14 protein-coding genes, 1 tRNA gene and 7 pseudogenes are annotated in these 20,074 nt (G+C 60.4%); 13 read left to right on the forward strand and 9 right to left on the reverse strand.

Going from position 1 to position 20,074, the window contains the following annotated elements; genetic code table 11:
• The first annotated feature begins 16 nt into the window (after window positions 1-16).
• The 5 genes and pseudogenes from P6U16_RS18910 to P6U16_RS18930 all read left to right on the forward strand — a co-directional run bounded on the left by P6U16_RS18910 (window position 17) and on the right by P6U16_RS18930 (window position 6,665).
• Window positions 17-465, forward strand: a pseudogene (locus tag P6U16_RS18910) (GFA family protein).
• A 176-nt stretch (window positions 466-641) separates the two neighbouring features.
• Window positions 642-1,829, forward strand: coding sequence for a glycine C-acetyltransferase (locus P6U16_RS18915; RefSeq protein ID WP_277701779.1), 1,188 nt, complete (start codon window positions 642-644; stop codon window positions 1,827-1,829).
• A 32-nt stretch (window positions 1,830-1,861) separates the two neighbouring features.
• Window positions 1,862-2,898, forward strand: a pseudogene (tdh, locus tag P6U16_RS18920) (L-threonine 3-dehydrogenase).
• Window positions 2,899-3,324: 426 nt separating this feature from the next.
• Complete coding sequence (rpoD, locus tag P6U16_RS18925; protein WP_277701780.1) at window positions 3,325-5,379, forward strand: RNA polymerase sigma factor RpoD; 2,055 nt, start codon at window positions 3,325-3,327, stop codon at window positions 5,377-5,379.
• A 287-nt stretch (window positions 5,380-5,666) separates the two neighbouring features.
• Entirely contained in the window at window positions 5,667-6,665 is a 999-nt protein-coding gene (locus tag P6U16_RS18930; RefSeq protein ID WP_277701781.1) for a DUF930 domain-containing protein, read from the forward strand.
• Between the two features lie 56 nt (window positions 6,666-6,721).
• Here P6U16_RS18930 and P6U16_RS18935 read toward each other — a convergent pair whose 3' ends face one another.
• On the reverse strand, window positions 6,722-6,958 hold the full coding sequence (locus tag P6U16_RS18935; protein ID WP_277701782.1) for a DUF4189 domain-containing protein: 237 nt from the start codon (window positions 6,956-6,958) through the stop codon (window positions 6,722-6,724).
• Between the two features lie 785 nt (window positions 6,959-7,743).
• On the opposite strand from P6U16_RS18935, the gene P6U16_RS18940 reads away from it, so the two are divergent.
• The 5 genes and pseudogenes from P6U16_RS18940 to P6U16_RS18960 all read left to right on the forward strand — a co-directional run bounded on the left by P6U16_RS18940 (window position 7,744) and on the right by P6U16_RS18960 (window position 10,294).
• A complete protein-coding gene (locus tag P6U16_RS18940; protein ID WP_277701783.1) occupies window positions 7,744-8,238 on the forward strand; it encodes a hypothetical protein in 495 nt (164 codons plus the stop codon).
• A gap of 100 nt (window positions 8,239-8,338) precedes the next feature.
• Window positions 8,339-8,692 (forward strand): DUF1428 family protein, encoded by a 354-nt coding sequence (locus tag P6U16_RS18945; protein WP_277701784.1) that lies wholly within the window; start codon window positions 8,339-8,341, stop codon window positions 8,690-8,692.
• A 43-nt stretch (window positions 8,693-8,735) separates the two neighbouring features.
• Entirely contained in the window at window positions 8,736-9,158 is a 423-nt protein-coding gene (locus P6U16_RS18950; RefSeq protein ID WP_277701785.1) for a secondary thiamine-phosphate synthase enzyme YjbQ, read from the forward strand.
• A 178-nt stretch (window positions 9,159-9,336) separates the two neighbouring features.
• Window positions 9,337-9,740 (forward strand): annotated as a pseudogene (locus tag P6U16_RS18955) (ketosteroid isomerase-related protein).
• Window positions 9,741-9,904: 164 nt separating this feature from the next.
• Complete coding sequence (locus tag P6U16_RS18960; RefSeq protein WP_277701787.1) at window positions 9,905-10,294, forward strand: hypothetical protein; 390 nt, start codon at window positions 9,905-9,907, stop codon at window positions 10,292-10,294.
• A 178-nt stretch (window positions 10,295-10,472) separates the two neighbouring features.
• Here the strand turns inward: P6U16_RS18960 and P6U16_RS18965 are convergent, their stop codons facing one another.
• Window positions 10,473-11,216 carry an SIMPL domain-containing protein gene (locus tag P6U16_RS18965; protein WP_277701788.1) on the reverse strand — a complete coding sequence of 248 codons (744 nt, stop codon included), beginning with the start codon at window positions 11,214-11,216 and terminating at the stop codon, window positions 10,473-10,475.
• A 154-nt stretch (window positions 11,217-11,370) separates the two neighbouring features.
• On the opposite strand from P6U16_RS18965, the gene P6U16_RS18970 reads away from it, so the two are divergent.
• Both P6U16_RS18970 and P6U16_RS18975 read left to right on the forward strand, forming a co-directional pair.
• A tRNA-Ile gene (locus tag P6U16_RS18970) sits at window positions 11,371-11,446 on the forward strand.
• A gap of 256 nt (window positions 11,447-11,702) precedes the next feature.
• Window positions 11,703-11,920 (forward strand): annotated as a pseudogene (locus tag P6U16_RS18975) (hypothetical protein).
• Between the two features lie 24 nt (window positions 11,921-11,944).
• On the opposite strand, the gene P6U16_RS18980 reads toward P6U16_RS18975, so the two are convergent.
• From P6U16_RS18980 to P6U16_RS19010, 7 genes and pseudogenes are all read right to left on the reverse strand, one after another.
• Complete coding sequence (locus P6U16_RS18980) at window positions 11,945-12,850, reverse strand: NAD(P)-dependent oxidoreductase (protein ID WP_277701789.1); 906 nt, start codon at window positions 12,848-12,850, stop codon at window positions 11,945-11,947.
• Between the two features lie 112 nt (window positions 12,851-12,962).
• Window positions 12,963-13,406: pseudogene (locus P6U16_RS18985) on the reverse strand (GMC oxidoreductase).
• Window positions 13,301-14,299, reverse strand: a complete 999-nt coding sequence (locus P6U16_RS18990; protein WP_277701790.1) for a GMC family oxidoreductase N-terminal domain-containing protein — start codon at window positions 14,297-14,299, stop codon at window positions 13,301-13,303. The pseudogene P6U16_RS18985 and the gene P6U16_RS18990 overlap by 106 nt, the downstream one beginning before the upstream one ends.
• Window positions 14,259-14,525: pseudogene (locus tag P6U16_RS18995) on the reverse strand (NAD(P)-binding protein); the annotation flags it as partial. The pseudogene P6U16_RS18995 and the gene P6U16_RS18990, both read right to left, overlap by 41 nt.
• A gap of 19 nt (window positions 14,526-14,544) precedes the next feature.
• On the reverse strand, window positions 14,545-15,762 hold the full coding sequence (locus tag P6U16_RS19000) for a mandelate racemase/muconate lactonizing enzyme family protein (RefSeq protein WP_277701791.1): 1,218 nt from the start codon (window positions 15,760-15,762) through the stop codon (window positions 14,545-14,547).
• Entirely contained in the window at window positions 15,759-17,210 is a 1,452-nt protein-coding gene (locus P6U16_RS19005) for an aldehyde dehydrogenase family protein (RefSeq protein ID WP_277701792.1), read from the reverse strand. The genes P6U16_RS19000 and P6U16_RS19005 overlap by 4 nt, the downstream gene beginning before the upstream one ends.
• 135 nt (window positions 17,211-17,345) lie before the next feature.
• Window positions 17,346-18,275, reverse strand: coding sequence for a LysR substrate-binding domain-containing protein (locus P6U16_RS19010; RefSeq protein ID WP_277701793.1), 930 nt, complete (start codon window positions 18,273-18,275; stop codon window positions 17,346-17,348).
• Window positions 18,276-18,671: 396 nt separating this feature from the next.
• Here P6U16_RS19010 and P6U16_RS19015 point away from each other — a divergent pair.
• Window positions 18,672-20,029: pseudogene (locus tag P6U16_RS19015) on the forward strand (Tad domain-containing protein).
• Window positions 20,030-20,074: the final 45 nt, after the last annotated feature.

Genomic DNA, 20,074 nt, shown 5'->3' on the forward strand with positions numbered 1-20,074 from the left:
AACTGGGAGAAACACCATGACCAGCCTGAACCTGCCGCTCGAAGGCGCATGCCGTTGCGGCAATGTCCGCCTGAGGATCAGCGCACCGCCACTCGTGACCATGGCCTGCCATTGCACCGGCTGCCAGCGCATGTCGGGCAGCGCCTATTCGCTGAGTGCGGCGATCCCGAGCGAAGGTTTCGAAGTCATCGCGGGAACGCCTGTTCTTTCCGGCAAGAGCCCGGATGCCGGGCATCACTTCTGCCCGGACTGCATGACCTGGATGTTCACGCGCCCGCAGGGCATGGATTTTTCGTAAACATCCGCCCGACCATGCTTGACGATACCAGCTGGTACAGCCCCTTCATCGAAACCTTCACCTCCGAAAAGCTGGCTTTTGCTGAGACGGGCGCCGAACACAGCTATCCCAAGTTTCCGCCGATGGAGGATTTCGAGGGATTGATTGCGGGGTATGCCGCGCGCTGATCGCGCCTGTTTCCGGCTGGCGGCATACAGTGTCGCTTGCCAGTAGATGAAGCGGTGGATTCTATCGTGCCCGCGTCGCGTCCTGCCGTCGCCACCAGCGACAGGACGCCGTTGATCGTGCTAGATCTTTCCTCCAACAGCACACACAGTCTATCCTCGGAAAGTGACCATTCGTCATGACATCTGCCTTCATCTCGCACCTCAGATCCGAACTCGAAGGACTGAAGACCGCTGGCCTCTACAAGACCGAGCGTGTGATCACCTCCAAACAGGCCGGCACTATTGACGTCGCCTCCGGCGCGCGGGTGCTGAATTTCTGCGCCAACAACTATCTCGGCCTTGCCGACAATGCTGAACTCACCGAGGCCGGCAAACAGGCGCTGGATCGCTACGGCTACGGCATGGCCTCGGTGCGTTTCATCTGCGGCACGCAGGAGGAGCACAAGCAGCTCGAAGCGCGCATTTCGTCCTTTCTCGGACTGGAAGATACGATCCTCTATTCCTCCTGCTTCGATGCCAATGGCGGGTTGTTCGAGACGCTTCTGAACGAAGAAGATGCGATCATCTCCGATGCGCTGAACCATGCCTCGATCATTGACGGCGTGCGGCTGTCGAAAGCCAAGCGGTTCCGCTATGCCAACAACGACATGGCGGCGCTGGAAGAGGAACTGAAAAAGGCTGAAGGCGCGCGCTTCAAACTGATCGCCACCGACGGCGTCTTCTCCATGGACGGCATCATCGCCAATCTCCAGGGCGTCTGCGATCTGGCGGAAAAGTATGGCGCCATGGTCATGGTCGACGACAGCCATGCCGTTGGGTTCGTCGGCAAAAACGGTCGCGGCTCGGCTGAATATTGCGGTGTCGAGGGCAGGGTGGATATCATCACCGGCACTCTCGGCAAGGCGCTCGGCGGCGCGTCCGGCGGCTATACCTCGGGCAGGGTGGAAGTCGTCGACTGGCTGCGCCAGCGCTCGCGGCCCTATCTGTTTTCCAACACGCTGGCCCCGGTCATCGCTAGCGCCTCGCTCAAGGTCTTCGACCTGATCGAGAACGGCGACGCGCTGCGCGAGAAACTCGGCGCCAACGCCACGCTGTTTCGTAATGAGATGAGCAAGCTCGGCTTCACGCTGGCCGGCGAGGGGCACCCGATCATTCCCGTCATGCTCGGCGAGGCGACGTTGGCTCAGGAAATGGCGGCGCGCATGCTCGAAAAAGGCGTCTACGTCGTCGGCTTCGCCTTCCCCGTCGTGCCCAAGGGCCAGGCCCGCATCCGCACCCAGATGTCTGCTTCGCATTCGACCGCGGATGTCGAGCGGGCGATTGCGGTGTTTGAAGAGGTCGGGCGGGAACTCGGCATTATCTGAGAATCTTTTGAATCCGTTACGGAGGCTTTGTCATGTCGAACATGATGCGCGCGCTCGTTAAAGCAAAACCTGAAGTGGGCCTCTGGATGGAACACGTCCCGGTGCCGGAACCCGGCCCGAGTGACGTGCTCATCCGGGTGAAGAAGTCCGCCATCTGCGGCACCGACGTCCACATCTGGAACTGGGATCAATGGGCGCAAAAACCATTCCTGTGCCAATGGTCGTCGGCCACGAATTCTGCGGCGAGATTGCGCAGATCGGCTCGGCGGTCACCAAATATCATGTCGGCGACCGGGTGTCGGGTGAGGGGCATATCGTCTGCGGCAAGTGCCGCAACTGCCGGGCGGGCCGGGGCCATCTCTGCCGCAACACGCTGGGCGTCGGCGTCAACCGGCCGGGTTCGTTCGGCGAATTCGTCTGCATCCCCGAGGCCAACGTTGTGCCGATCCCGGACGACGTGCCCGACGAGATCGCCGCCATCTTCGATCCGTTCGGCAATGCCGTGCACACGGCGCTGTCCTTCGATCTGGTCGGCGAGGACGTGCTGGTCACCGGCGCCGGGCCGATCGGCATCATGGGTGCGATGGTGGCGAAACGCTCCGGCGCTCGCAAGGTTGTCATCACCGACATCAATCCGGTGCGGCTGGAACTGGCGAAGAATGTCGGTATCGATCATGTCGTCGATGCGGCCAACCAGGACCTGAAAGAGGTGATGCGCGAAATCGGCATGACCGAAGGGTTTGACGTCGGGCTTGAAATGTCCGGCGCCCCGCCTGCCTTTCGGTCGATGATCGATACGATGAACAACGGCGGCAAGATCGCCATTCTCGGCATCGCGCCCGAAGGTTTTGGGATCGACTGGAACAAGGTCATCTTCAAGATGTTGACGCTCAAGGGCATCTATGGCCGCGAGATGTTCGAGACCTGGTACAAGATGATCGCCTTCGTCCAGGGCGGGCTCGACCTTTCCCAGGTCATCACCCACCGCATCGGCATCGGCGAGTTCCGTGATGGATTCGAAGCGATGCGCTCGGGCAATTCCGGAAAGGTGGTCATGGACTGGATGTGAGTGGGGGCAATACGGGTCCTGCAAGGCACCCAAAACCATTCAATACCCTTGTCTTTTGCCAAGCAATCCCTACATCTCAGCAGCACTGGGTTTGGCAGTAAGCTGCTCGTCGCAGTGTTTTTTGCCGAATTCAACGGTTTTTCATCGGAAACGCTTGACGTGACCGAAAATTGTGGGAATCACCATTTCTATATATAGAAGGTGAAATGGGTACGGCGGATACGATCATCATTTCTATGATGTCTGACGGGCGCTGCTGTTGCAGTTGGCCTGCAGCCACGGCGGGTGTCGTGGTTAATCAGGAATTAAAGTTCATCCCGTTACGTCAGGGGTAATGATTCGCGGCGGCGTGTTTAACACGTCCGAGCCCTTGAGAAGGGTTTGTACCGCTCACACGTTTATGCTGTCCAAGGAAAGCGACGATACATGGCAACCAAAGTCAAAGAGAACGATGAAGCAGAAGCTGAACGCGAAGGTGCTCCCGATGGCCCGCTTCTCGATCTCTCGGATGATGCCGTCAAGAAAATGATCAAGGCCGCCAAGAAGCGCGGCTATGTCACCATGGACGAACTGAATGAAGTGCTTCCCTCCGATCAGGTCGACCCTGACCGGATCGAGGACATCATGGCCATGCTCAGCGAAATGGGCATCAATGTCGTCGAGGACGAGGAAGCCGACGAGGGCACGGCCGCTGCGGAAGAAGAAGACAATGATGCCGACGGCGAGAGCGAAGGCGGCGAACTTGCTCCTTCGAGCGGCACGGCGCTGGCGACCGCCAAGAAGAAAGAACCGACCGACCGCACCGATGACCCGGTGCGCATGTACCTGCGCGAAATGGGCTCGGTGGAGCTTCTGTCGCGCGAGGGCGAAATCGCCATTGCCAAGCGCATCGAGGCCGGCCGCGAGACCATGATCGCCGGTCTCTGTGAGAGCCCGCTGACCTTCCAGGCCATCATCATCTGGCGTGACGAACTCAACGAAGGCAACACGCTTCTGCGCGAGATCATCGATCTCGAAACCACCTATTCCGGTCCCGAGGCCAAGGCTGCGCCGCAGTTCCAGAGCCCGGAAAAGATCGAGGCCGACCGCAAGGCCGCCGAAGAGAAGGAAAAGAACCGCCGGCCGCGTGCTGCCAATGACGACGACGTGACCAATGTCGGCGGCGAAGGCCTGCCGTCGGAGGAAGAGGAAGAGGACGACGACGAATCGAACCTCTCGCTCGCCGCCATGGAAGCGGAACTGCGTCCGCAGGTCATGGAAACGCTCGACACGATCGCCGAGACCTACAAGAAGCTGCGCAAGCTGCAGGACCAGCAGGTCGAGGCACGCCTTGCCGCGACCGGGACGCTGTCGCCTGCGCAGGAGCGTCGCTACAAGGAGCTGAAGGACGAGCTGATCACGGCGGTGAAGTCGCTGTCGCTCAACCAGAACCGCGTCGATAGCCTCGTGGAGCAGCTCTACGACATCAACAAGCGCCTCGTGCAGAATGAGGGCCGACTGCTGCGCCTGGCCGAATCCTACGGCGTCAAACGTGACTCGTTCCTGGAGCAGTATTCCGGCGCCGAACTCGATCCGAACTGGATGAAGTCGATCGGCAATCTGTCCGCCCGCGGCTGGAAGGAATTCGCCCGCAGCGAAAACACGATGATTCGCGATATCCGCGCCGAGATCCAGAACCTGGCGACCGAAACCGGCATCTCGATCTCCGAGTTTCGCCGCATCGTGCATATGGTCCAGAAGGGTGAGCGCGAAGCTCGCATCGCCAAGAAGGAAATGGTCGAAGCGAACCTGCGTCTCGTCATCTCTATCGCCAAGAAATACACCAATCGCGGTCTGCAGTTCCTCGACCTGATCCAGGAAGGCAACATCGGCCTGATGAAGGCGGTCGACAAGTTCGAATATCGCCGCGGCTACAAGTTCTCGACCTATGCGACCTGGTGGATCCGTCAGGCGATCACCCGCTCGATCGCCGACCAGGCCCGCACGATCCGCATCCCGGTGCACATGATCGAAACGATCAACAAGATCGTACGTACCTCGCGCCAGATGCTGCACGAGATCGGCCGCGAGCCGACGCCGGAAGAACTGGCTGAAAAGCTTGCCATGCCGCTCGAAAAGGTCCGCAAGGTCCTGAAGATCGCCAAGGAGCCGATCTCGCTCGAAACCCCGGTCGGTGACGAAGAGGATAGCCATCTCGGCGATTTCATCGAGGACAAGAACGCGCTCCTGCCGATCGACGCCGCCATCCAGGCGAACCTGCGCGAAACGACGACCCGCGTTCTCGCCTCGCTCACGCCGCGCGAAGAACGCGTGCTGCGCATGCGCTTCGGCATCGGCATGAACACCGATCACACGCTGGAAGAAGTCGGCCAGCAGTTCTCGGTTACGCGCGAACGCATCCGTCAGATCGAGGCCAAGGCGCTGCGCAAGCTCAAGCATCCGAGCCGCAGCCGCAAACTCCGGTCCTTCCTCGACAGCTGATCGAACTACATCGTTGCAAAAGAACGCCGGGCTCAATGCCCGGCGTTTCTGTTCAGGGGTGACCTCGGCTACGGCTTCTGGGGCAGGTACCCTCTTGATGTTGACGCGCGATCTCGCTCATCTTGCGGCGCTGCCGCCGCGGCCAGAGGATTTTCCATGAGCTCCAGCGGTACTCTGGCGTTCAAATAAACGGTATCGCCCTTGATATTCTGGTCGTGCGGGCCGAAGTGCAGATAGGATTTTAAACTCCGCCAACCCGCAACTTCAAGATGGCGGGCATAAAGGCAATGATGCAGCAGGATGCAAACCGTTACTGGCAGTGGCTGAGCTTGGGCACGATCGTCTCGGTTGCGCTCCATCTTGTCCTGGGTGCCGTCCTGTTGGTCCAACTGCCGATGCCGGATCTCACGCCGCCAGAAGAAGAAAGCATCAGCGTCGAAATCGTGCCGCCGCCACCCGAAGAGGTCGAGAAGCCTGTGCCGGAAGAGACGGCGAAGGAGGGAGAGGCGAAGAAAGAAGAGCCGCCGCCCGCAGAGGAACAGCAGCAGGCGCAGCCACCTGCCGCGCAACAGGAGCAGCCAGCGACCGAGCAGCAGACCGTGAAAGCCCCGATCCCGGTTTTGCGCCCGGTCTTCGAGTTTGGCGAGAAGGATACAGGCGCCAAGGATACGGATGACGGCAACGCCGCGCGTCAAGCTGCCAAGCCCCCGCCGGACGAGGCCACTCCATCCAAGGAGCAGGCAATCAAACCCGCAGAAACGGCCAAGCTCGATAACAAGCCGGACATCGAGACACCGACGGCCGTGTCCGAGACCGACACGGCCAATGCCGTCGATCCCTTGCCGAGCGTGACCGAGACAGAACTGGAAACCTCCGATGCTATCGAGCCGGAGCCCGACCCCGAAACGGAAACGGCGGCGGTTGACATCCCCGAGGCAAAAAAGCTGTTTTCGGAAAAGGCCAATGACGACCCGGTCGCGCGCGCGGCGATGGGAAACCTGTCCCGCGGCCAACGTGTCGCCCGCCTCTGCACCAGCGAGCTCTACGCCCAGCTGAAAAATGGCTCACCATCCTACAATCCGGACCTCGTGCCTTCCTACGAACTGGCCAAGGGAAACGAACTCACCGTGCCAAAGGCTGCTTTTCGCGTCAAAAATCGCTGGTACGATTTCGCGTTCCGCTGCGAGGTGGACGATGACGCCATGCGGGTCCAGTCCTTCGGCGTCGATGTCGGGAAAGAAGTTCCGAAAAGCCAGTGGCGGAGCCGAAAGTTTCCGAATTCCTGAACGTGACGGATGCCGGATGAGATCCCTGAAATCAGCGACCTCATCCGGGGACGTGATCAGCTGTCTTCGTCGCATTCCGTAATTTCGCAGGTTGATTCCGTCGTTGTGTGCTTGGCGCATTCGTTCAGCGCCTTGTCCGTGGCGCCGCTTTCGCTGTCATAGCTGTAGCTGTATCCATAACTTCCTTCTTCCGAAACGGCGATGCAGCCCCAGGCGAAGGCCGGGCTGGTGGACGGCAGCATCGCTCCGGCAAGAACGAGAAGGGAAAGGCAGGCTCTGAGTTTGATCGACATTGTATTCTCCAGGGTATGTTTCACGACGCATCGTTTCCCGTGCCACCGATACTCGTTTTAGAGATTTGGCAAACACACCTCAACGGACCAGGCTGACCCATTCTTGGTGAGATGGAGACGGTCTTGCAGGCGCTGGAGTGAGCGCGCCATGAGGGGAAGGTTCGCGGCTGGATCCTCTGGTCAAGCCCGAGGATGACGACCTGAAAGGGTGGAAAAAGGGCCTCTCACCCTGCAGAGCCAATTGTTTTCGCCAAATTATCATCCCCTCCGTCATCCTCGGGCCTGACCCGAGGATCCAAGACCAAGCCGTCAAAAGCCGCCCTCTCCCGGCGAGAGCCCCGGCCAATCGACCGTTTCCTCAAAAATATCATCCCCGCAAATCCCCGCCCTTGTCGCCTGGCCTACAATGGCCTCGTCCTGCCATCGGATACACCGGATGAGCGTTGCCGGCGAGGCGAGACCGGTGCCCTGGGGGACGGCGGAACGCCCGCTTGAGACCGGGGGCCGCCTGAAAGGCGGTTCTCCTCCGGACATATTCGATGTCGGGCTGGGGCATTGGAGGCTTTCGTCTTAACAGGACGAAAGCGCAGAAGAACCTGAGAAGCGCGGCAAAAGACACCGAAACGGGGCACGGCGCGTGTCACCTTACTACTTCTACCTGAGGCATGTGTCGTGCCCCGGCCGAACCAGCCGTGTTTTCTCGAAAACCGGCATTTGAAGAAATGTCACAACACGGGCGAATAGGCCGCGTGAACGCGAAATCATGTCCGTTAAGGGAGAACATCATGCCGGTTTGTGCACCCGAAAAATCGCCCCCTGATCCCGAGCTTTTCGAAGTGCTGTGCCGGGCAGCTACAACGCGTATGGAGGTGCCGTCCTTTTGCCGCCTGCGCCGTTGCAGGCGCGGTGCATTCTGTGAAGGAAAGCTAGAGCTGCGTACGGTTGTTCCGCCTTGGTTTCGCGGGCTTAAGGATGTCGATGTGCTCCTGCCGTTCTGCATGGCGCGTGCGGATGACGCCTGGTTCGGACAGTTCGTGCAGCAATGGATCCCGTGCCACGAGGATTATTTCTGTCTGGTCCGTCCGCCACGGGCCGCCCGTAGCCTGCTTTCTCTCGATGAACACTGGCCGGTCATCGACCCGGTCGATGACGAAGTTTGCACACCGGAGGAAGGCGATGCAACACGCAGCCACGCCGAGGCGGGTCTCGCCCAGGCCAGGGAGCTCATCGCGGCTATCAGCAGCAGCCTTGCGGCCCGAGACCGTGGCGTCATTCCCTGAATAAGACGCATTCTTCTGGATGATCCGACCCTTAGGGTTTGAACGGCCGTTTCGAGCCGGTCATATATGAGAGAACGACGAATGCTTAAGGGAGACTGAAATGACCTATGTCGATGGATTTGTCCTGGCCGTGCCGAAAGCCAATATCGAGGCCTACAAGCAGATGGCGCAAACCGCAGGGGCCGTCTGGAAGGAACATGGCGCGCTGTCCTATGTCGAGTGCATCGCCGACGACGTTCCCTATGGCGAACTGACCTCGTTTCCCCGTGCGGTTCTTGCGAAGGAGGACGAAGTCGTGGTCTTTTCCTGGATCACATATCCCTCCCGCACAGAGCGCGATGCCATCAACGCCAAGGTCATGGCTGACCCGCGGCTTGCGCTGGAGAAATGGGACATGCCGTTTGATGGCAAGCGGATGATCTATGGCGGCTTCGAAAGCTTCCTTGAACTCTGACGTCAATGGCCGGATCGATCGGCCGATCGCAACGGGAAATTTCATGCCGCAGACAATCCTGACCGTGGAGACCGACGGCCCCGGTCTCTACGAAATCACCGCGCAGGCCGCGTCCTTTCTGCGCAAGTCCGCCATGGGGCAGGGGCTTCTCACGGTCTTCGTGCGGCACACCTCCTGTTCTCTGCTGGTTCAGGAAAATGCCGATCCGGATGTCCGTCGTGACCTTGATACCTTTTTCAGCCGGCTCGTGCCGCCGTCCGACGACTCCTCGATGCGTTGGATCATCCATACCGCCGAGGGGCCGGACGACATGCCGGCACATATCAAGGCGGCGCTGACGGCCGTCTCCATCGGCATCCCCGTCACAGCCGGGCGGCTGGCGCTCGGGACATGGCAGGGGCTTTATCTCTTCGAACATCGGCAGCGCCCGCACCGGCGGGAGATTGTCCTGCATCTGTCTGCCTGATGTCACAGGGGCCTCTCCGTCTTTCGACTGGACAAGCAAACCGCGCCGGTGCAGGTTTGGACAGGCAATATGGATCGCGAAACGTCTATCTGGATTTTTGGAACAAGATCAGTCGTTTGGCGTTATTTGGCATCGGCGTTGACCGGTGTTTTGCAAACAGCCCTGGGGAGGCAAGTCCTTGACGGATGCCCAAACGATCGCCAGCCGTTTCATGCAGGCTCTAAACGAGCGCGACTTCGATACAATCGGCCAGTTTCTCGACGAGGACGTGGCGCTCGATTCGATGACCGGCCAGCGCACGATTGGTGCCGGCCCTCTGCGCACCGCAGTGATGAGCTATCTCAGGCATTTCGATGAAACCTTCGGCGATATCGTCCTGATGCACGATGCCTTCGGCCAGCGGGTGGCGGTGGATGTGACCGCCCGCGGCACCTATCGCGAAAGCATGGCCGGTTTCCCCAAGCCAGCAACCAGACCTATTCTATCCCCAGCGTCTTCGTCTTCGAATTCGAGGATGGTTCCGTGACACGGCTCAGTCACTATCGAAACTACCGGGTTTTCGAGCAGATGCTTTCCCGCTAGCGTAAAACAAACATACCGTCGTGCTGAACGGCCGATGAACGGATAATTCCGTTTCCGTTCAGCCGCGCTGTTCTAGTGTCAGATCAGTCGCTCGGGAAGGACCCGCAAGCTGATTGCCGGACGAGAACCCCGGCTGTTGAGCCAACTGATTTTGGAGAGAGACCATGAGACAGAATTTTGTGAAATTGGCGGCGATTGCCTTCATCGGGCTTTCCTGCATCGGCGCGACGGCTGCCCCTGCATCGGCAGAAACGCTGACCTTCGGCTTGAACTCCAGCGGTAACGTCGATGTCGAGATTGGCGACAATGAGCGTCGTGGCGACGAGCGTGATTGGGCTCGGGACCGCCGCCACCGTCCGGACCGGGATCGGAGCGAACGCCGTGGTCGCTGCGATCCGCGGCTTGCCCAGGAGAAAGCGCGTGATTTCGGCCTGCGCCGGGCTCAGGTCGTCGATGTCAGTCCGCGTCGCGTCGTCGTTGAAGGCCGCCGCCGCGGTGAGTATCGCACGGTGGTATTCGCCAACGTTCGCGGTTGCCCCATCATCGGTCGATAAGCCGATCGCCCGCTAGATCCCGCAATCCTTTCCGCCTTGTCTCCCCCGGCCGGCGGAAAGTCCCGAGCCCCTCGCAGTCTGAAGCTGCGGGGGCTTTTTGCGCTTCCAAAATGCGAAAGGCCGCCCCGCAGGATTGCGGGACGGCCTTGCAAGCCAATCTCCGGGTTCAGCTGCCGCGTTACGGCTTGATCGCGAAGGTGACGTTCACCGAGACGGTGTAGCTGTTTTCACCGGTTGCGATCGGCACAGCTTCCGCGCCGGCGTCCTTCGCCATGCTGCGCATCATCGGCAATGGTTCCGGACGGCCGGAGTTTTCGGAAATTTCGACGATGCGACCGATCGCAACGCCGGCAGCTTCCGCCAGCACTTTCGCCTTGGCGACGGCATCGACGACGGCTGCCTTGCGGGCTTCGGTGATGACCGGCTCCGGTTTGTCGTTGGTAAACTGGATGCTGCCGCCCTGGTTGACGCCGAGCGTGACGGAGCTGTCGATGATCTCGCCGAGCTTGGCCAGATCGCGCACCCGGATCGTCAGCGTATTGGCGACCTGATAGCCGGTCAGTTCCGGCTGCCGGGTGCCGCCATCGCTGTTGTCGGGATAGACATATTGAGGGTTGATGGCAAAGCCCGAGGTCTGCAGATCGCGCTCGGCAATGCCGGCGGTCTTGAGCGCAGCCAGCACGTCGGCCATCGCCCTGTTGTTGGCATCGAGCGCCTCGCGCGCCGTCTTGGCGTCCTTGACGACGCTGAACGAGAGGATCGCCATATCCGGCGCTGTAGCAGAATGTCCCTCGCCGGAAACGACGATCACCGCCTCGCGCGGACCGGTTTCGGCTGCAAGCGACGGCGTTGCCGCCAGACCCGCCAGCGTAGCGGCGAAAACAGCGCTTGTGAAACGACGAGGAAAACGTGTGGTGATCATGATGGGTTCTCTCCGGTTGCTTTTGTCCCTGCCGTCTTCTTGGCTTTTGATTGTGTAGGGATTGCGGCAATGTCTTGTGGGAAAAACCGTTTTCGTTTAGACGAAAGCTCCGCGGTCGACCATTGGACCGCGATCTGCCGGGCAAGCCCGGCGCGGGCCTGTAGCTCAATGGTTAGAGCCGGCGGCTCATAACCGCTTGGTTGGGGGTTCGAGTCCCTCCGGGCCCACCAAATTTCCTTTCGTTCAAGGCTGGTAGTCGATGAGCCGTCAGTCGGTTTTAGGGTACAACGAAGTGTGCAGCTGTAAAGTTTGATATGATTTCGGCTGGGCAAAAGCCACGATTGTCCTGAAATGGCACGCCTCACCCGTTGCTGTGGATCGAAACGGGACGGGCGCATCTGGTGATTAACCTCCGCCGGCGTTCGGCTTTGCAAAATCGGGGAGATCATCTCAATCTGGGGCATATCCAGTTTTACAGGAGGTTTCATGTCCCAGATCGCTACATCCCGTTTCGATGACGTCGATGCTCTGGCCGGTGCGCTCTTCTCCTGGTGCGCCGAACGCAGCATTCGCCTTCGCAGCCAGGAGGGCGTCAGCGCCGCCGGCGCGGTCATCGACCTTTTCTCTCCGGCCACCAGACGCAGGATGATCTCCTGGCCGCGTTGAACAGGCGTGATGGTGGCGATATCGCTTTTGCATCCTGAGCGGGGCCCCCGCGTTCCCTGCCGTCAGAGTTCGGCGGGGAAGCCGGGCGCGCGCAGGTCGGTTCCGACCGCGTCTTCCAAGAGCTTGACGACCTGGGATGACCAGGCACCGCCGCCATAGGTGGAGCGGGCGCGGATAAAGGTCTGCAGCGCATGCGAGGCGAGATCGAGCGGCACGCCGAATTCCTTGCCGAAGCCAAGGGCAAAGCCGAGGTCCTTCACCGCAAGGTCCATGGTGAAGTTGATATTGTAGCTGCCGTTGAGGATCACCTGGCCCTCCGTCTCGTGGACGAAGCTGTTGCCGGAACTGGCCTTGATGATGTTGAAGGCATCGGTGAGGTCGATGCCACCCTGCTTGGCCAGCATCAGCGCTTCCCCTGTCGCGATGAGGTGGATGAAGGCCAGCATGTTGGTGATCACCTTGATCACCGCCGCCTTGCCGAGCGGCCCTGCATGGAAGATCTCGCCGCCCATCGCCTGAAGCGCCGGCAGGTGCAAGTCGAACAGGTCGCGGTCGCCACCGGCGATTACGGTGATTTCTCCCGATGCCGCCTTGTGCACCCCGCCGGTCACCGGTGCTTCCATCATGCGGACGCCTTTCTGGGTGGCGATTGCCGCAAGACGCTCGATGTCGGCCTGGTCGAGCGTGCTCATCTCGATCCAGGTGCCGCCCGGCTTCAATCCTTCAAGGATGCCGTCTGGCCCGGCCAGCACTTTTTCTGAAATAGACGGCGAGGGCAGGCAGGTGATGACGGCATCGACGCTTGCGGCGAGCGCAGCCGGTGTATCGGCCCAGCCGGCGCCAGATTCAATGAGCGCTCTGGCCTTGCCGCGATCGACATCGTTGACGGTGAGGTCGAATCCGGCCTTCAGCAGGCTGCCTGCCAGATTGGCTCCGAGATGTCCCAGTCCGATAAAGCCGTATCGCATGCCGTTCTCCCGTTTTTGCCTGCCAGTGTGAATTGGACGGCAGGCACTTGTTTTCGTGAATACGTTCAGCCGGCATCCTCAAGGATCATGGCCGCACCTTTTTCGGCCACCATCATCGTCGGGGCGTTGATGTTGCCGGCGGTGACATTGGGGAAGATCGAGGCATCGACTATGCGCAGGCCCTCCAGCCCATGAACCCGCAGACGAGTATCGACCACAGACGTTGCTGCATCCGGGCCCATCATCGCGGTGCCGCAGAGATGGTAGATCGAACCGCTGTTTTCGCGGAAATAGTCGATCAGGGCCGCGTCACTGTCGATCGCGGGCGAGGGGAGATTTCGGCCTGCGTGACGGCTGCGAGCGCCGGCGCACCGGCGATGCGCCGCACCAGCCGGCTGCCCTGGATGACCTCGTCCAGATCGCGTTCGGTCGAAAGATAGTTCGGCCGGATCAAGGGGGCATCGGTCGGGTCGTTCGAGGCGATGGCGACATGGCCGCGGCTCGTCGGGCGGCAGGAATTGAAGGCAATGAGAAATCCCGGATAGGGCTCCGGCAAAAGCCCGGCCTTCGGGTTGTTGGGAATGCGATAGGAGAGGGGTTGAAATAGAGCTGGATGTTCGGTCGCTCTTCCTCTGGCCGACCGCGAAAGAAGCCGCCTGCTTGGTTGACGCTCATGGCGAACGGGCCCTTGCGGGTCAGGAGATATTGCAGGCCGAGCGCACCTTGCCCGAAGAGGCTCGCAAATGTGCCGTTCAGCGTCGGCCGGTTGGCGCGGTAATAGAAACTGGCGCAGAGGTGATCCTGCAGGTTTGCTCCGACGGCCGGCAGATGATGGTGGGTTTGAATGCCCAATGCCGACAGGGCCGCCCCGTCGCCAAGGCCGGAAAGCTGCAGGAGCTTTGGCGTGCCGACGGCACCCGTTGCGACGATGACCTCGCGGCGGGCGGAAAAGGTCTTGAGCGCACCGTTCTGGCGGGCTTCGACGCCGGTGACGCGACCGTCTTGCGCAAAGATCAGCCGCTCGGCATGGACGTTGCGCTCGATCAAGAGATTGGGCCGTTTGAGCGCAGGGCGCAGATATTCGGCGCTGGAATGGGAGCGCTGGCCCCTGCGGGTGTTGATGTCGTAGACGCCGGCGCCTTCGATCGCGGCGCCGTTGAAATCCGGATTGAGCGGCAGCTGCAGTTCGCGGCAGGCATCGAGAAAGGCATCTGTCACCGGATGCGTCATGCCGCGCATCGGCGTTACGTGGATCGGCCCGTCGCCGCCATGCCAGTCGGAAGCGCCTTTCGCGTGGGTTTCGAGCTTGCGGAAAAAGGCAGAACGTCGTCGGCGCCCCAGTCGGGGTTGCCGGCTTTTTCCAGTCGTCGAAATCGTCGCGGGCGCCGCGGACGAAGACCATGGCGTTGATCGAGCCGGAGCCGCCCTGCACCTTGCCGCGCGGCACATAGATCCGACGGTTGAGCAATTCCTTTTCCGGCTCGGTCGAATACATCCAGTTGACCGCGGGATTGTAATAGCTCTTGGCATAACCGACCGGGATCTTGAACCAGAAGCCGTCATCGCTGCCGCCCGCCTCGAGCAAAAGCACGCTGTAGCGGCCGCTTTCGCTGAGGCGGCTGGCCAGAATGCAGCCGGCCGAGCCCGCGCCGATGATGACGAAATCGTGGATCATGTTCGGTTCCTGTCAGCCATCAGCCTCTGGCCGGCGCGAGCGCTTTGACGTCGGCGTGTTCGGAGGCCATCTGCAGGTGCAGGCGATCGCCGGTATAGGGCGAATTGGCCGCGATCACGTCCATGTCGAGTTCAATGCCGAGACCGGGCTCGCGGGACGGGATGAGGTAGCCGTCATCGAATTGCAGTTTGTTTTTCAGCACCTGCCCGTGAAAGCCGCCGAAATCCATGATCGCTTCATGGATCAGGAAGTTGGGCGAGGCGGCGGACAGTTGGATGCTGGCGGCAGCACCCACCGGGCCGTTGTAGAGATGCGGCGCGATCTGGGCATAGAAGGCTTCCGCCATGCCGGCGATCTTCTTGGCTTCCAGAATGCCGCCGACGCGGGCGACGTTCATCTGCAGGATCGATGCCGCACCCGTTTCCAGCACGCGCTGGAACTCGTATTTGGTCGTCAAACGCTCGCCTGTGGAAACAGGAATGGATGTGGCGCGGGCCACCTGCGCCATCGCCGCTTCCTGTCCTGGAGGGACCGGTTCTTCGAACCAGAGCGGATCATATTTTTCGAGGCGTTTGGCAAGGCGGATTGCGGATGCCGGCACCATCTGGCCATGGGTGCCGAACAGGATATCGGCGCTGTCGCCGACGGCTTCGCGGATCTTTTTGCAGAAGGTTTCGCAGCGGGCCATGACACCGAGCGAGAGGTGATGGCCGGAATAATTGGTGTAGGGGCCGGCGGGATCGAATTTGAGCGCGGTAAAGCCCATCTCAACCATGCGGATGGCTTCTTCGGCGGCGAGGTCCGGATCGGCGTAGTCATAGTCGCCGGCGGCATTCTTCGGGTAGAGATAGGTATAGGCGCGCAGCTTGTCGTGAACGGGGCCGCCGATCAGGTCGGCCACCGGCCTGCCGGCCGCCTTGCCGATAATGTCCCAACAGGCGATTTCGAGGCCGGAGACGATGCCGATCATCGTCGGGTCGGGGCGTTGCGTGAAGCCGCTCGAATAGGCGGCCCGCCAGAAGCGTTCGACCTGGTGCGGGTCATGGTCGAGCAGGTAGCGCTGGAACACGTCATCGATCAGCGGCGTGAGCGCCGTCGGGTGGAAGGACGTCGCGTAGATTTCGCCGGCGCCCTTGATGCCGCAGGCCGTTTCGAGCTCCACGAAGATCCAGTACATGCCGCCGACATGCGGTGGCGGAACGGCAACGACATAGGTCTTGAGCGATACGATCTTCATGGTGGTCTCCGATGGTTCTGGAGGTCAATGTTTGAAAATGACGAGGCGCGTTTGCGTAAATTCCAGCATGCCGTGTTTGCCGTCGTCGCCGCCGAGGCCGGATTTTTCCAGCCGGCATGGTAACCCTGATAGGGGTCGGCCGGGAAACGGTTGATGTAGAGTTCGCCGGCCTCGATCTCGCTCGCCGCCCTCATGGCCTTGCGGTAATTTTCGGTGAACAGCACGGAGGCGAGGCCGAACTGGTGGTCGCTGGCGAGCGCAAGCGCCTCGTCAAACGTGTCGTAGGGGATGACGGCCAGCACCGGTCCGAACACCTCTTCGCGGACGATTTCCATATCGTGGCGGCAGGCGGATAAAAGCGTCGGCGGGTAGAAATAGCCGTCACCATCGGGGATGGTTCCGCCGGCTTGGACGATGGCGCCTTCCGCCACGGCGCGTTCGACCATGGCATGGATGCGCTCGCGTGCGGCAAGGTTTGCGAGCGGGCCCATGCTGTCGGGGTTTGCCGAGCGATCGGCGAAGCTGCGCGCGGAAAATCCCGCGCGCAGCTTTTCCAAGACGGCGTCATGCGTGGAGCGATGGACATAGAGCCGTTCGACCGAGGTGCAGACCTGTCCGCAATGGGCGGTCTTGGCATTGAGCACCATGCGGGCAACGACATCAAGATCGGCATCCGGCTCGACGATGACAGGCGTCTTGCCGCCGAGTTCGAGTGAAGGCTTGGCGATGTTGGTCTTGCAATAGTCGAGCACGATCTGGCCGGCGGCGACGCTGCCGGTCAGCGTGATCATGCCGACGGCGGGTGCCGTGCACATGACGCGCGCGGTGTCGTGCGTCATGGTCATGATACTGATGAGGCCTTCCGGCAGGCCGGCCTCCAATACCGCTTCGGCGAAAGCAAAGGCGGAGGTCGGCGTCGTGTTGCTCGGGCGCACGACAACGGCATTGCCTGTTATCAGGGCCGGTGCGATCTTCCGCACCAGCGTGTAGATCGGGAAATTGAAGGGGATGAGGCAGGCGACGACGCCGATCGGCTCGCGTTTGAGCATCAGCGTCTCGTCCGGCGTATCGCTCTCGATCACTTCGCCTTCGATGCGACGCGCCCATTCGGCGTGATAGCGCATCAGCTCGACGCCGTAGATGGCTTCCGACGTCGCGTCCGACAGGCTTTTGCCGGATTCGCGGGCAAGCGCCGCGCCGATCTCGCCAGCACGGCGTTCGATAGCATCAGCCAGCCTGCGTAGGGCATTGCCGCGCTCGATTGCCGGCAGCTTTCGCCACGATTTCTGCGCCTTGGTCGCAAGATCGACGGCCATCAGGACATCGGCGTCGTCTGCTGCCGGAACTGCTGCAAAAACCTTGCCGGTGGCCGGATTGTACACATCGATCGTGGAAAGAGCCGGCTTCTCGGTAAAGCGGCCGCCGATGAAGTTGCGATAGTCGGTCATGTGCAGTCGCCTCCTCAACCGATGAAGTTCGCCCTTGCTCGGTCGGCGGTCTTCACCTGATGGCGATTAGGGACGCGATGGGTCGTGCTTCGCAAGCGACTTATTGTCGGGCCAAGCATTCCAAAAGGGAATGTTTCACTGGGCGGCGTCAGTGATCGCCTGTTGCCCGGTCGCGTCCGCGACTTCGGCGAGGAGCCAGCGGCGGAAGGCTTGCACATTGGCGCTTTCCGGCTGGTCGGCGCGGGTCACCAGCCAGTAGGATTCATGGCCCTCGACCTCGACGTCGAGCACCTGCACGAGTTGTCCGCTCTCCAATTGGCGACCAACCATGAAACGATCGACGACGGCAACGCCCAGACCATCGCAGGCAGCCTCTATGGCCAGATCGAGCAGGTCGAACTCCAGGCCGCCGCGCGTATCCGTTTCGCTTAAGTTTGCAGCGTCCAGCCAATGTTGCCAAGTGAGGTAGCGACGATCACCGGAGGACAGCACATGCAAGAAGGTGAATTGCGAGAGATCGACCGGCTCTTCGGGCTGGGTCCTGTCCAGCAATCCGGCGGCGCAGACGGCGATATGTCGTTCCGTCATCAGGAGGCGCGATTTCAGCATGGGCCATTCGCCGTTACCGAAGCGAATGGCGCAATCGAGCAGCCCGCGCTCCGATAGGCTGTCTTCAAGGTCGGTGCTGATGCTGATCTCTATCGCGGGCAGGGCAGCGCGCAGGCTCGCCAATCGCGGCATCAGCCAGCGCTTGGCAAAAGTCGGCGGGACGTTGATGCGCAACCGGTTTCGGTTTGCCTTCTCCATGATGCCGCGCACGGTGAGCTCGACCGTATGGAAGGCCTGCTGCAGCGTCGCCAGCAATTCCGCGCCTGAAGGCGTCAGTTCCAGATGATGGTGGTGGCGGATGAGCAGCGGTTCGCCGAGCTGCTCCTCCAGATTGCGCACCTGGCGGGATACCGCGCTCTGGGTCAGGTTCAGCCGGTCGGCCGCGCGCGTGAAGCTGCGGGTCTGGCCAACAACCTCGAACACCTTCATCGCCGAAAGTGCCGGCAGTTTGCGCATGTCCCGTCCTCTTGGCAGATGATGTGCCCCCATGCACTATCGTCTGCTGGCAAGGCTGCGGGCAAGCCCCTCTCCATCGCTTTTCCACTGCGTGACCTTCATCGGAGTAGGGTCGCGCAAGGTGTTCGCGAGTGTGCCGAGGCGACGGGTCATACACGGAAAGCAGCCAAGAAATGGCGGAGTTTCTCGATGGAATCGTCTAAATTCCTCAAATCAGATTTTTCGAATTGAGAACCATAGCTTGAAGATTGCGAATGCCGCTGCCCCGTTTCGGGGATTCGCACCTTGTTAACCCTCGTAATTTACCGGCGGTTATTGCGTCGCGGCTAATGTGTCCCTCAAGAAAAACCTGCTGTCCGCAGCAAGGTTCCCATGGATTCGGGGATGATCAGGCTTATGCTGAAGAAACTTCTGAAAGACAAATCCGGCAATTTCGGCATTCTCGCTGCCGTGGCTATCGTTCCAATCCTTGGCATGGCGGGCATGGCTATTGATTTCACCCGTGCCATGCAGTTGCGCTCCGAGTTGCAGAACGCCGCGGATGCGGCTGTCGTCGGTGCGCTGTCGGAAAAGTCGGCGGGCATGCTCGAAGCGATCAACATGTCCGGCAACGGCGTCGTCAAATTGAGCGAAGAGGAAGGACTGAGCCTTTTCAACGCTCAAATTTCCAAGAGTACGGACGATCCCGATGAGCAGGCTCAGAAGAAAGGTTCCGAGCCCGATATCAACGAGAAGAACGTGACGATCTCCGTGACGAAAACCGGAAAGAACCTGAGGGCGGAACTGACCTATGAAATGTCGATCAAGACCAGCCTTCTCCAGGCAATAGGCAAGAAGAGTATCAAGGTTTCGGGCAAGGCCGTCGCCGTCTACCAAACCCAGTCCTTCATGGACTTCTATATGCTGCTCGACAACACACCCTCAATGGGTGTGGGCGCTACGCCAGCGGATGTTGAAAAATTGATTGACGCAACAAAGAACGTTGCGGATTCCGGCTCGCGCAACTGTGCCTTCGCCTGCCATATCGTTTCTGACAAAGGTGTCGAGGACAAGACCAGCAACTACTTTGTCGCCCGCAATGTTGGCGCGACGATCCGCATCGACGTCGTCGCACAGGCAGTCGCTGCCCTGACCGAGGAAGCGGAAAAGACGCAGAGCTATTCCAACCAGTTCCGGATGGCCGCTTACACGTTCGGCAAAACCGCGATGGATGTGAAGCTTTTGGAGGTCGCAAAATTGACCGACAATCTCAAGAAAATCAAGAAGGCGACGGACAAGATCGAGCTGATGAGCATTCCATACCAGGGCTACAACAATGACCAGCAGACAAGCTTCGACAATGTGCTGACAAAAATCGGCGAGGAAATTACCGCGCCGGGCAACGGCAACAGTTCGGCCACCCCGGAAAAGATCGTCTTCTTCGTCTCCGACGGCGTGGGCGACAGCTACAAGCCGACGGGTTGCACAAAAAACTGAATGGCAGCCGCTGCCAGGAGCCGATCGATCTGAAATACTGCACCGCGCTCAAGGATCGCGGTATCAAGATCGCAGCGCTCTACACAACTTATCTGCCTTTGCCGAACAACGGCTGGTACAATAGCTGGATCAAGCCCTTCCAGTCGGAGATCAGTGCGCGCATGCAGTCTTGCGCATCGCCGGGTTTGTTCTTCGAGGTCAGCCCGACCGAGGGTATCGAGGCGGCGATGAAGACGCTTTTCAACAAGGTCGTCAGAAGCCCGCGTCTGGCAAGCTGATCGCTTCCGAATATTGATTCACGACCATCGTCCGGACGCAAATTG

The organism is Rhizobium sp. 32-5/1 (genome assembly GCF_029537235.1).
GTDB lineage: Bacteria > Pseudomonadota > Alphaproteobacteria > Rhizobiales > Rhizobiaceae > Pararhizobium.